The organism is Streptomyces dangxiongensis, assembly GCF_003675325.1.
Classification (GTDB): Bacteria; Actinomycetota; Actinomycetes; order Streptomycetales; family Streptomycetaceae; genus Streptomyces; species Streptomyces dangxiongensis.
The window spans coordinates 3,645,142-3,657,559 of the sequence record NZ_CP033073.1 but is presented as its reverse complement, the minus strand read 5'-3'; the positions used below and the strand labels follow the sequence as shown (position 1 = coordinate 3,657,559).

The window sequence follows — 12,418 nt, the reverse complement described above, 5'->3', positions numbered from 1 at the left end:
CTCAGCCGCGCGGATGACGCAGCCGCACCGAGACCCAGCGGGCCCGACGGCGCAGGATGCGCGGAATGCCCACTCGGAGGTCCGCTTCCGCGACCTGCGCGGTGCCTCGCCGGGGCGTGCTCAGGCGGGTGGCCGAGCGGCGGGTGCGGGGTGCGTCACTGTAGTCCTGCGTCCAGCCCATACCCCGACGTGTGCCCCCGCCCCAAGGTCCATAACCGCCTGGGCGCCGCCCAATTGGCCTATGCGGCGGGCATGAGCCGTACGGGTGACAAGTGTTCAGGAAACCGGATACTCAGTGCATCGTTTCTTCACCGCGCGGTCACCGGCCGGACGCCGGCTCCTCAGCGGTCGGGTTCGGGGTCCTTCAGCCAGTTGACCAGCTCGGTGGAGAAGGCCGCCGGGTCCTCCTCGTGCGGGAAGTGGCCGAGCCCGTCGAACAGCCGCCAGCGGTAGGGGGCTTCGACGTACTCACCGGAGCCGGCCGCGCTGCGCGTCCGGGCGACCGGGTCCAGCGAGCCGTGCAGATGCAGGGTCGGCACCCGCACCGGCCGCTTCATCCGGCGGTAGAACTGCACGCCGTCCGGGCGGGCCAGCGAGCGCATCAGCCAGCGGTACGGCTCGATCGCGCAGTGCGCGGTGGACGGGATGCACATGGCCCGCTGGTACGTCTCCACGGCCGCGTCGTCCGGCAGCCGCGGCCCGGACCACTCCCGGATCAGCCGGCCCGTCAGGGCGCCCGCGTCGGCGGTGAGTTGACGTTCGGGGATCCACGGCCGCTGGAACCCCCAGATGTAGGAGCCGGCGGCCGTCTGCCGGGCGTCCCGGAGCATCGCCGCGCGCCAGCGCCGCGGGTGCGGCATCGACACCACGGCGAGGCGCCGGACCAGCTTGGGCCGCATGGCCGCCGCCGTCCACGCCAGATATCCGCCGAGGTCGTGGCCGACCAGCGCGGCGTCCGGCTCGCCCAGCGAGCGGATGACGCCGGTGACGTCGAGGGCCAGGTTGGCGGGGTCGTACCCGCGGGGCGTGCGGTCGCTGCCGCCGACGCCCCGCAGGTCCATCGCCACCGCCCGGTAGCCCGCGTCGGCGAGCGCGGTGAGCTGGTGCCGCCACGTCCACCAGAACTGCGGGAAGCCGTGCAGGAGCAGCACCAGGGGGCCGTCGCCGAGTTCGGCGATGTGGAAGCGCGCGCCGTTCGCGGCGACGTCCCTGTGCGTCCAGGGACCTTCGATCCGTACGGCGGAGGGGGCGGCGGGGTCCGTCATGACGACGAGCGTGCCACAGCCTCGATGGCCGCGGGCGCCCGGTCCTCGGGCAGCTCGGGGCGCGGGTGCGGCTTGGCGTTCTGGAGGACGCCGGCCGTCTCCTTCATCGAGGCGGCCGCCTTCTGCGGGCCCTGGCCCTTCTTGGCCTTCTTCGCGAACACCACGCCGATCAGCGCGAGGAGGCCGGCGACCAGCACGTTGGCCGCGAAGGACAGCACGAAGCAGATCGCCAGGTTCCAGTGGCTCCAGGTGCGGATGCCGTACGCGAGGGCGAAGTTGAGCATCGGCAGGGAGAACAGCAGTACCGCGCCCGCCATCGAGAAGGCGCCGCCGCTCACCGCGCCACGTTTCACGTCCTGCTTCAACTGGGCCTTGGCCAGTGCGATCTCGTCGTGCACCAGCGCGGACAATTCGGTCGTCGCCGAGGCGAATAGCTGGCCGATGCTGCGTTCGGCGCCGACCGGGCTGCCGTCGGGTGCGCTCATCGCGTTCTCCCTTAGAGGTCTCTCGTGCCGCAAGTGTGCTGTGTCGTTTGGCCGTCGTGTTCGTACGGCCGGGTGCGGCCGTACGTGTCCGGGTGGCCGGCCGGCCGCCGTGCTCGGGGCCGTCTTGATTTGTACCGTCTCGTCAGATCATGCCGGACGGTCGCCCTCCTCGCCTGCCCCACCCGGTACTTCCGCAAGCCCGTGGCGCGCCTCGGCCGCCCGCTCGGCGGCCAGGCGTCGGTGCTCGGCGGCCTTGTGCTCGTGGATCCGGGCCATCCGCAGGTGGTACGCCGGGTCGTCCTGCTCGTAGATGTCCGGGATGCCGTCGAGGTCGTCGTCGCGGTCCTCCTCCTCGCACAGCCGGCGGTAGCGGGCGTTGCGTATCTTCAGCAGCACCGTCGCCCACGCCGCCGCGATCAGCGATCCGGTGAGGACGGCCGCCTTCGCCTCGGCCGTCAGCCCCGCGTCGCCGTCGAAGGCCAGCTCGCCGATGAGCAGCGAGACGGTGAAGCCGATGCCGGCGAGGGACGCCACCGCGAAAACGTCGGCCCATCGGAGGTCCTCGCCGAGCCGGGCCCGGGTGAAGCGGACGGTCAGCCAGGTGCCCCCGAAGATGCCGACCGTCTTGCCGACGACCAGACCGAGTACGATCCCGAGCGTCTCCGGTCGGGTGAACACGTCCCGCAGGGCCCCGCCGGACACCGGCACGCCGGCGCTGAACAGCGCGAACAACGGGACGGCGAGTCCGGCCGACAGCGGTCGCACCAGGTGCTCGATGCGCTGGCCCGGCGAGTGCCGCTCACCCTCGCGGGTGGTGCAGCGCAGCATCAGGCCCATCGCCACGCCGGCGACGGTGGCGTGCACGCCGCTGTTGTACATCAGCGCCCAGATGACGAGCGCGAGCGGTACGTACACGTACCAGCCGCGTGCCCCCTTGCGCAGCAGCAGCCAGAAGACCACGAGGCCGGCGGCGGCCCCGCCGAGCGCGGCGAAGTTCAGCCGGTCGGTGAAGAAGACCGCGATGATCAGGATCGCGCACAGGTCGTCGACGACCGCGAGGGTGAGCAGGAAGGCGCGCAGGGCACTGGGCAGCGAGGTGCCGATGACCGCGAGCACGGCGAGCGCGAAGGCGATGTCGGTGGCGGTGGGCACCGCCCAGCCCTGGGTGGTGCCGCCGCCGCTGAGGCTGGTCAGGGTGTAGACGAGCGCGGGTACGGCCATCCCGCACAGCGCGGCCACGACGGGCAGCACGGCCGCCCGGGGATCGCGCAGGTCGCCGGCGACCAGCTCGCGCTTGAGTTCGATGCCGGCGACGAAGAAGAACACCGCGAGCAGGCCGTCGGCGGCCCAATGGGCGACGGAGAGGTGCAGGCCGAGGGCGCCGGGGCCGAAGGGGAAGTCGCTCACGGTGTCGTAGCTGTGGCGCAGGGCGGGGATGTTCGCCCAGGCCAGCGCCGCGACCGCGGCGAGCAGCAGCAGGACACCGCCGGTGGTCTCGGTGCGCAGCGCCTCCGCCACGAAGTTCCGCTCGGGCAGGGACAGGCGTCCGAGCGCCTTGCGGGGTGGGTTCGGGGGGCGGGACGGCGCGGTCACGGCAGACCTCCGAGTCGGTACGACGAAGTTCCGGCCGTCGCGGGGATCGCCGACGGCCCTGCCGACCAGACTTCCCGGCACGCCCGAGCTGCCATTTTACCCGGCTATGACATCGATGGCCCGTGGGACGGACGAGCCGTGGGCCCGTGGGACGGACGAGGAGGGGGCGCCCGGTGACCGCACCGGACGCCCCCTCCCCCTGCTGTGGCGCCGTACGGCCTAGTCCTCGTTCGACGCGGCCGGCAGCTTGGCCTGGATGAAATCCATGACCGTGGAGTCCGTGGACCCTGTGCTCTTGCGTCCCCAAGTTCTCCATTTGCTACACCATCGGTCTGACCACCGGAAGCACCGCTCGGAGCGGCACCCACAGCACCCGTGATCCGCATGGGCGGGAGGGAGAACTGCGGTGCAGCCGGCACCTTGCGGTACGGGGCCAGAACCTTCAGCGCCTGCCGGTACTCGCCGCTCTCATCCCACCGCCGGACCGTCCGCCCCGCGCACGTCCTTCCACTTCTGCTTGTAGGACAGGATCGAGGAGACCTTCTCCCACAGCTCGTCGCTCAGCTCGGCCGGCACCTCCGTGCCGGTGTCCCAGTGCCACTTCAAGATCGGGTCCATGTTGCCCGCGCGGTGCACCTTCGCCGTCCCCTCGACCTGGACCTGGATGTCCAGCATCTCGATGAGGTCGGCCTGCTCCCGCTTGGACAGCTTGCCCACCTTGCTGCGCAGCTTGTCCGCGGCGGCCAGCACCCGCAGGGCCACCTCTTCCTCGCCCTCGCAGTCAGCGATCCAGGACTCGACCCGCTCACGCTCCTGGAGAAGGGTGCCCTCCTCCTCCTCCTTGTAGCGGCCTTTCAGCTCCTCGATCTCCTGACGCATCTCCTCGGCGAAGTCGTCGTCGTCCTCGTCGTCGACATCCATCGCCGCGACGAGCCGGGCGATGGACTTCTTCCTGGTCTTGCGCTTCTTCGCCAGCGTCTCGTCGATCTCTGCCAGCCGGCGCCGGTAGGAGTCGAGCCGGTTCGGGGTGGTGCCGAGGGCTTCCTCGATCAGCTCGTGCAGCCGGTCCGGGTCGCTGATCAGGTCGGTCACCTGGGCCATGACTGCCTGCTCGACGTCGTCTGCGTACAGGGGCTGGCACTCGTGCTGGTACTCGACTCCCTCGCGAACCTTCTGGCACCGGTAGTCCTCGGCCACGTCAACCTCGACGCCTTCGCCCCCAAGGTGAGGGGCGCACGAATCGACCGCGCGGGACTGGAGCGGGCGCACCAGCTCATGACGCGCTTCCTGATCCGGGCCACCTACGGCGACATGACCGACGACCAGCAGCGCCACGTCATGCACACCGAGCGCCGCATCGGCGTCGGCCACCTCGGCGTGCAAGGGTTCCTCGCCAAGCAGGGCATCCGCTACTCCGACGCCCCGTACCGGTACGACGTCCGCAACCTGCTGAACGACCTGTATGACGTCGTGCGCGAGGAGGCCCGCGAGTACGCCTTCCAGCTCCGCGTGCCCGAGCCGGTGAAGGTGACGACCGAGGCGCCGACCGGCTCGATCGCGAAGATGCCGGGCGTGACCGAGGGCATCCACCCGATCTACGCCCGCCACTTCAAGCGGCGCGTGCGGTTCTCGATGCCCGACCCGGCGCAGGCCAAGACCGTCGAGGACGCCGTGCTCGCCGGCTTCGAGGTCGAGAAGTGCATCTACGACCAGTCCGGCAACACGATGGTGGTCACCTACCCCACCAAGGACAAGCTGGTCGCCGAGGCCGCCGCGATCATCCAGTCGTGGCTCCCGGACCTGAAGGGCACGACCCTGATGCCGGACGGCACTCGCGCTCAAGCTCCGTACGAGCGGATCACCGAAGAGGAGTTCGCTCAGTACGCAGTGACTTCGGTCGAGGACGTCACCGACGAGGAGTGCTCGACCGGCGCCTGCCCCGTCCGCTGATCACTTCGCCGAATGCTCCTTCTCCTGCTCCGCGGGAGGGGGAGCATTGTCGTCGTTGAAGTCGAAGGGGCCGATCACCTTCACGGCGACGCCCATGATGCCCAGGAAGCCGGCGGCAAACGCCCCGGCGATCGTAAGTCCGGGGGCCTTGAGCGCGACGACCACGGCCGCGCAGGCACCCCCGATGATGATCGCAATACAAAAAGCAAACCCGTACGAGACGAGCCTCTTCTGGTTGGCGGTCACCGAGCTCCCTTCCGCGAGGGGATGCCGGCGCCGAACCGGGGTCCGGTCATTGTGATGACCTTTCGGTGAGAGGGGGACAGAAGCTACCGCGATGTACTCGCGTGTCCTTCTCCCGCCGATCATGGGGCCCCCGCCCCAGGCGGTATCCAATCTGTAGCACGCGGAGGGGGGCCATCAGCACCTCGGACCGAATGTTTTTTCGAGGCACAAAGGCCCTGCCCCAGCGACTCGGGGGGATGCGCTGGGGCAGGGTGCTTTCAGTACACCGCCGGCAACAGGTCGCCGCCAGCGCAGTCCGGGCACGGCACCTGAGTCTGCATGTGACAGGCGGAGCACCCGTCGAACCCCAGGCAGCACGGACACCAGACCAACCGATGGCCGTAGCACGTGCCGCAGATGTCCGAGATGGAGTGCAACCACTCCATGAAGGACGGCGGCCCGTCGTCGTACCCCCTGCGCCCGGCCCGAGGCTTGTCGGCCGGCGGGGCGGTCACTCGCCGGCCTTCAGCCCCTCGTCGTCCATCTCCTCAGCGTCGTCGTCAGGGGTGGGGTCGACGATCCCGAGGCGGATGCCGCGGGACTCGGCCACTCGAAGCGCGTCGGACAGACCCTCGGCCGGACGGGAGGCGATGAACCTCAGCTCGTGGACGCCGAGCTTGTCGGACGCCTCGAGCAGACCGCGAGCCTGGGCCAGCACCTCGCGGCCGTCGCGCATCTGCTCGGCTTCCATCGCGTCCGCCATGCTGGACAACATGCCGCCCTCGCTGGCGGCTGACAGCCAGCACGTCTTGCCGTCGTGAGTCCAGGGCAGCAGTCTCGGCGATCCCACCTTGCCGCTCGCGTCTTCGTGCACTGTTTCGTTCGCCACGCATCCGACGCTACGGAGCTCGCTGACCTGCGTCGATGGCACTTTGGCGGGGCGTCAGACGGAAGTGCCACACAGTGTCACACCGGCAAGTGCACCAGGTCCGCGAGCTCGCGCATGTCGGGCGTGAGGGTGCGCCGCTTGCTCACGATGCGGCCGAGGACGTCGCGGGCGTAGCGCTGGTTCGGCAGCCACTGCGGGGAGCCGGCCCGGATCTTCTGGAAGGTGTCGACGGCCTCGGCGTACTGCCGTAGCTGTGTCTGTGCGCTCGCGACGTCGAGCAGGTGCCTGTTCCGGTTGTTCGAGGTGGGCTTCAGGCTGTCCGCAGGGATGCGCGAGGCCAGGGTGAGCACCTTGTCGGGCTGACCGGCCACCATCGCGTTCTCTGTGCGCTTCAGGGCCACGGTGACGGGCCCGAAGGTGCGCAGGAAGTCTTCCTCGGGGGTGCACTCCCGCCCCAGGGCCACCGTGGCGGAGTGCGCCAGGCGCAGGGCGTCCTCGGCCTCGCCCGGACGGTTGTCGCGGATGGCGGCGGCCGACATGCGGAGCAGGAGCCAGCCCCAGGTGCTCAGTTCGGCCGGTGTGGCTCGGGACATGCGAGGTTCGACCTCGTCGGCCCACTCGACGGCCAGCTCGCGTGCCTCGGCGAGCCTTCCGCGGCGCAGCAGGAGCCAGCACTGGACGCTGACGGTCGAGGCGCCCTGTACTCGGTCGGTGGCGTCGTCCAGAGCCCGCTCCAGGGCCATTTCGGCGGCGTCGAACTGTCGGGTCTGGGTCATCAGCCACCCGGTGAGTTCCAGCAGGCGTGCGTGGAGGGGTCGGGCGCGGCTGTCGGTCTCGACCAGGAGTTCGGCATCCCGGAGGAGGGGAGGGAGGGCTGTTCCGAGCTCGGCGAAGCGGTCGTGGGAGAACAGGGGCACGGCGGCTGTGAGCGCGTCTCGTACGCCGTCGTAGGTGGGTGGTTCGTCCAGTCCATCGGGCTCGGGAGAGGCCGCGAGAGCGGCGTGTACGGGCGCCCAGCGATCAACGACGGTGGAGTCCGCGGAGGCCTCTGCGTGCTCGGCTACGAGCCGGGTGGTGGGCACCTTCAGTGCGTGGGCCAGTTGCCGGGCCGTCTCCAGGCGTGTCTCGTTGCGCTCGCCCTGCTCCAGCTTCCGGATGAGGGAGAGGGACACGCCGGAAAGGTCGGCGAGCTCGCGTTGGCTCAGTCCCCTGTGCTTCCGGATTCCCCGGAGCCGTTCACCCAGGTTGGCGCTCATGATTCGAGAGTACGGCCCCCGGTAGTAGCGGGTCAGACAAAGCGAAAGGGCCAGGACCGGTGATCCGGTCCTGGCCCTTCAGCGTGGACTCCTACTCGTCTTCCTGGGCTGACGACGTCGGCTTCAAACTGTCAACGATGCGACGCAAGCTATCGGTATCCGTCAGCGTGGTGACATCGCCGAGCTGGCGGTTCTCGGCCACATCGCGCAGCAGTCGGCGCATGATCTTGCCCGAGCGGGTCTTCGGCAGCTCCGCCACCGGCAGGATGCGCTTCGGCTTGGCGATCGGGCCGAGCGTGACGCCGACGTGGTCGCGCAGCGCGCCGACGAGCGCCTCGTCCTCCGACGCCGTACCGCGCAGGATCACGAAGGCGACGATCGCCTGGCCGGTGGTCTCGTCCGCGGCACCGACGACGGCCGCCTCGGCGACCGACGGGTGCGAGACCAGCGCCGACTCCACCTCGGTGGTGGAGATGTTGTGCCCCGACACGAGCATGACGTCGTCCACCCGGCCCAGCAGCCAGATGTCCCCGTCGTCGTCCTTCTTCGCGCCGTCCCCGGCGAAGTACCTGCCCTCGAAGCGGGACCAGTAGGTGTCGATGAACCGCTGGTCGTCACCCCAGATGGTGCGGAGCATCGACGGCCACGGCTCGGTCAGCACCAGGTAGCCACCGCCGCCGTCGGGCACCTCGTTCGCCTCGTCGTCCACGACCGTGGCGCTGATGCCGGGCAGCGCGCGCTGCGCGGAACCGGGCTTGGCCTCGGTGACGCCCGGCAGCGGCGAGATCATCATCGCGCCGGTCTCGGTCTGCCACCAGGTGTCCACCACGGGCGTCCGGTCGGCACCGATGTGCTTGCGGTACCAGATCCAGGCCTCGGGGTTGATGGGCTCGCCGACCGAGCCCAGGACGCGCAGGGAGGACAGGTCGAACTTGGCGGGGATGTCGTCTCCCCACTTCATGAACGTCCGGATCGCGGTCGGTGCCGTGTAGAGGATCGTGACCCCGTACTTCTGCACGATCTCCCAGAACCGGCCCTGGTGCGGGGTGTCCGGCGTGCCCTCGTACATCACCTGCGTCGCGCCGTTGGCCAGCGGGCCGTAGACGATGTACGAGTGCCCGGTGACCCAGCCGACGTCGGCCGTGCACCAGTACACGTCCGTCTCCGGCTTGAGGTCGAACACGGCCCAGTGGGTGTACGCCGCCTGGGTGAGGTAGCCGCCGGAGGTGTGCAGGATGCCCTTCGGCCTCCCCGTCGTACCGGAGGTGTAGAGGATGAACAGCGGGTGCTCCGCCTCGAACCCCTCCGGGGTGTGCTGGTCGGACTGCCGTCCGACCAGCTCGTGCCACCACACGTCCCGCTCGGCGTTCCAGGCCACGTCCTGCCCGGTACGGCGGACCACGAGCACATGCTCGACGTTCCCCGCCTTCTGGACCGCCTCGTCCACGGCCGGCTTGAGCGCGGACGGCTTGCCGCGCCGGTAGCCGCCGTCGGAGGTGATGACGACCTTGGCGTCCGCGTCCTGGATCCGGGTGGCGAGCGCGTCCGCCGAGAAGCCGCCGAAGACGACCGAGTGGGCGGCGCCGATCCGGGCCGAGGCCAGCATCGCGATCGCGGTCTCGGGGATCATCGGCATGTAGATCGCTACCCGGTCGCCCTTGCGGACGCCCAGCTCCAGCAAGGCGTTGGCGGCCCTGGAGACCTCGTCCTTCAGCTCCGCGTAGGTGATCGCCCGGCTGTCGCCGGGCTCGCCCTCGAAGTGGATCGCGACGCGGTCCCCGTGTCCGGCCTCCACATGCCGGTCCACGCAGTTGTACGCGACGTTCAGCTCGCCGTCCTTGAACCACTTGGCGAACGGCGGGTTCGACCAGTCCAGCGTCTCGGTCGGCTCCTTGGCCCAGGTCAGCCGGCGGGCCTGCTCGGCCCAGAAGCCGAGCCTGTCAGCCTTGGCCTGTTCGTACGCCTCCGCGGTGACGTTGGCTCGCGCTGCCAGGTCTGCGGGTGGCGCGAACCTGCGTTCTTCCCTGAGCAGGTTGGCCAGGCTCTCGTTGCTCACGACATCTCCCTTTCGAAGGGTGTCCGTTGTGTCCCAGACCACAGCTCATCAGACGCGAGGGGCGGATGACAAGGGTCGACGGCCAAATTGGTTTAGACCTATCCGGAGCTCGTCGCCCACACCGGCCCGCGCACCGCCCACCTCCCTCGATTCCGTCCGCGACCTCCTCGAACACCGCTCGCCCCTCCGCCTCCGCGAGCAGGTACGCCTGCGCCTCGCCCACGTGGAAGTACATCCCGGGCAGTTCCAGCGCGCCCGTGGCCAGCGCCCGGGCGACCGGCTCGTGCGCCCGCAGGTGCGCCAGCCGCTGGACCACGTTGGCCAGGCACAGCCGCTCCACCGCGTCCGCGGGGACGCGGCCGGCCGGACCCGGCCGGCCGCTGGAGTCCCCGGCCATCCGCGCGAGACTCGGCAGCCCGTGCCGCAGCCACCGGTGCAGCGGGGTGGGCCCGGGCCGGCGCCGGCGGACAGCAGTGCCCGCATCGTCCCGCACCCGGAGTGCCCGCACACCGTGATGGAGCGCACCCCGAGCACATCCATCGCGTACTCGATGGCGGCGGCCACCGAGTCGTCCCCGTGTCCCTCGCCGGGCGGTGGCACCAGATTGCCGACGTTGCGGACCACGAACAGACCACCGGGACCACTGGCGGCGATCATCGACGTGACGAGCCGTGAGTCGGCACAGGTCAGGAACGACTGGGAAGGCCGCTGGCCCTCCCGGGCGAGCCGCGCCAGCTCCTCGCGCACCAGCGGCGCGGTGTTCCGCTGCAACGAGCTGATGCCACGGGCCAGTTCCCCGCCGCCCCGGCCGGCCCCCGGTCCCGCCGGGTTGGCGGGGGCCTCGGTGGAGCAGGACCGGTGGTTGCGCCAGGGCGTCCACGGGTGGCGCCGGCACTCGGCCGCCGGGGCCCGCCCGGCGGTCCGGATCCCGCCGCGCCGGCCCGTCAGCTCGGCCGTACCGCCCCGGGCGGTGTGGGTACTGCGCCAGTCCTGCAGTGACTCGTACGCCGCGTGGTCCATGAACGAACCGTCCAGCTCCACGACGGTGTGGGCGCCCTGGGGGACGAGGTGCAGGGCTCTGCTGAGCCGTGGCACCGCGAGAAAGGTCAACTGGCCCCGAACTCGTACGTGATGGACTCCTTCCTTCTCCTCGTGGGTGATGCGGTTGCGGGCGAGGCGGTGGAGGGCGACGGCGACCGCCACGGCGACCCCGAGGAACACGCCCTCCAGGACGCCGAGGACCACCACGCCGGGTGTGGTCGCGGCGTAGACCGGCACTTCGCGGTGGCGCGTCACCGTGCGGATGTGGTGCAGGGACACCGTCTGGATGCCGACGGCCATCACCAGGGCGGCGAGGGAGGCGAGCGGGATCTCCTCCAGGACCGGGACCATCAGCAGCGCGGCGACCACTACGAGAACGCCCTGCAGCATCGTGGAGTTCCGCCTGACGGCACCCGCTTTCACATTCGCGGTGCTGCGCACCGCCACCCCCGCGACCGGCAGTCCGCCGAGTGCTCCGGAGAGCAGGTTGGCGGCCCCCTGGCCCAGCAGCTCCCGGTCCAGGTCGGAACGGCCGGGCCGGGAGTGCGGGCCGGGGCGGGCGGCGGCCAGCTTGTCCACGGCCACCGCGCCGAGCAGCGACTGCACGCTGCACACCAGGGTGGTGGTGAGCACGGCGGCGGCGATGCCGGACACCGGTCCCTCGGGCAGCCCGGCCAGGGCGTGGCTGTGCCGGGACGGCAGGTCGACCCGGGGCAGGGACAGGCCGGTGAGGGCGGCGGTCGCGCCGGCACCGGCGACGGCTACCAGGGCGGCCGGCACCGTACGCAGCAGACGGCCGATCCGGCCGGGCAGGCGGGGCCAGGTCAGCAGCAGGCCCAGGGTGAGCACGCTCATCGCCACGGCGGCCGGGTGCAGACCGGACAACTGGGCGGGAAGCGTTCGCAGGTTGGCGAGGACGGAGCTGTCCGGGGTTCCGCCGAGCACGATGTGCAGCTAGGTGACGGCGATGGTGATGCCGATGCCGGCGAGCATGCCGTGCACCACGGCCGGGCTGACCGCGAGCCCGCCGCGGGCCACCCGCAGGCAGCCGAGGCCGAGTTGGGTGACTCCGGCGAGGACCGTGATCCCGCAGGTCGCCCGCCATCCGTAACGGTGGATCAGGTCGGCGGTGACCACGGTGAGTCCGGCGGCGGGACCGCTCACCTGGAGCGGGCAGCCGCCGAGCCGTCCGGCGACGACTCCGCCGACCGCGGCGGCGACGAGGCCGGCCTGGAGCGGGGCGCCGGCGGCGAGGGCGATGCCGAGGGAGAGGGGCAGGGCGATCAGGAGACCGCGACGGCCGCGGACAGGTCGGCGCCCTCAACGGGGAACCGGGGGCGCTTCGTTGTGGGGCTGTGCGGTGGGCGAGGGTGCTGGATGTGAGGGGGTGGGCGGGCTGGCATGTTCCCGTCTCCTCCGGGGCGGCGCGGTCGCGGACTGGACGGAGCCCCGCGGTGATGAGCGGGGCGCGGTCGCGGCCGTGGGGCACGGCGTGCGGTGGCGGGATGGATCACTGTCGGTAAAAGAATCGTGATGCCACGTAAAGGCAAGGCATAACTTTCCGGGGCAAATGGCGTAATGCATCGCGCGTCGGAGTGAAGTGAGCATTTCATCGGCTTGTCGTATTAATTCCTTCTCGGCCCCGTGGGACCTTGACG

10 protein-coding genes and 1 pseudogene are annotated in these 12,418 nt (G+C 70.7%); 1 reads left to right on the top strand and 10 read right to left on the bottom strand.

Going from position 1 to position 12,418, the window contains the following annotated elements; genetic code table 11:
* Position 1 precedes the first annotated feature (1 nt).
* The 5 genes from D9753_RS37960 to D9753_RS37955 all read right to left on the bottom strand — a co-directional run bounded on the left by D9753_RS37960 (position 2) and on the right by D9753_RS37955 (position 4,444).
* Entirely contained in the window at positions 2 to 181 is a 180-nt protein-coding gene (locus D9753_RS37960) for a hypothetical protein (RefSeq protein ID WP_121787669.1), read from the bottom strand.
* 160 nt (positions 182 to 341) lie between these two features.
* Positions 342 to 1,265, bottom strand: a complete 924-nt coding sequence (locus tag D9753_RS16250) for an alpha/beta fold hydrolase (protein ID WP_121787668.1) — start codon at positions 1,263 to 1,265, stop codon at positions 342 to 344.
* Complete coding sequence (locus D9753_RS16245) at positions 1,262 to 1,750, bottom strand: phage holin family protein (protein WP_121787667.1); 489 nt, start codon at positions 1,748 to 1,750, stop codon at positions 1,262 to 1,264. Before D9753_RS16245 ends, D9753_RS16250 begins: the two co-directional genes overlap by 4 nt.
* Before the next feature lie 147 nt (positions 1,751 to 1,897).
* The gene (nhaA, locus tag D9753_RS16240) at positions 1,898 to 3,343 is read right to left on the bottom strand and encodes a Na+/H+ antiporter NhaA (RefSeq protein WP_121787666.1); all 1,446 of its coding nucleotides are present in this window, start codon (positions 3,341 to 3,343) and stop codon (positions 1,898 to 1,900) included.
* Between the two features lie 468 nt (positions 3,344 to 3,811).
* Positions 3,812 to 4,444 carry a hypothetical protein gene (locus D9753_RS37955; RefSeq protein WP_121787665.1) on the bottom strand — a complete coding sequence of 211 codons (633 nt, stop codon included), beginning with the start codon at positions 4,442 to 4,444 and terminating at the stop codon, positions 3,812 to 3,814.
* A gap of 42 nt (positions 4,445 to 4,486) precedes the next feature.
* Between D9753_RS37955 and D9753_RS16230 the strand changes: the two genes are divergently transcribed.
* Positions 4,487 to 5,293 carry a hypothetical protein gene (locus D9753_RS16230; protein ID WP_240468182.1) on the top strand — a complete coding sequence of 269 codons (807 nt, stop codon included), beginning with the start codon at positions 4,487 to 4,489 and terminating at the stop codon, positions 5,291 to 5,293.
* On the opposite strand, the gene D9753_RS16225 is transcribed toward D9753_RS16230, so the two are convergent.
* From D9753_RS16225 to D9753_RS16200, 5 genes and pseudogenes are all read right to left on the bottom strand, one after another.
* A complete protein-coding gene (locus D9753_RS16225; protein WP_121787664.1) occupies positions 5,294 to 5,539 on the bottom strand; it encodes a hypothetical protein in 246 nt (81 codons plus the stop codon). It abuts the gene before it with no gap.
* Positions 5,540 to 6,029: 490 nt separating this feature from the next.
* Entirely contained in the window at positions 6,030 to 6,407 is a 378-nt protein-coding gene (locus tag D9753_RS16215; RefSeq protein WP_338057978.1) for a hypothetical protein, read from the bottom strand.
* Between the two features lie 77 nt (positions 6,408 to 6,484).
* Positions 6,485 to 7,663, bottom strand: a complete 1,179-nt coding sequence (locus D9753_RS16210; protein ID WP_121787661.1) for a helix-turn-helix domain-containing protein — start codon at positions 7,661 to 7,663, stop codon at positions 6,485 to 6,487.
* Positions 7,664 to 7,754: 91 nt separating this feature from the next.
* A complete protein-coding gene (gene acs, locus D9753_RS16205; protein ID WP_240468181.1) occupies positions 7,755 to 9,719 on the bottom strand; it encodes an acetate--CoA ligase in 1,965 nt (654 codons plus the stop codon).
* 154 nt (positions 9,720 to 9,873) lie between these two features.
* Positions 9,874 to 12,163: pseudogene (locus D9753_RS16200) on the bottom strand (SulP family inorganic anion transporter); the annotation flags it as partial.
* Positions 12,164 to 12,418 lie beyond the last annotated feature (255 nt).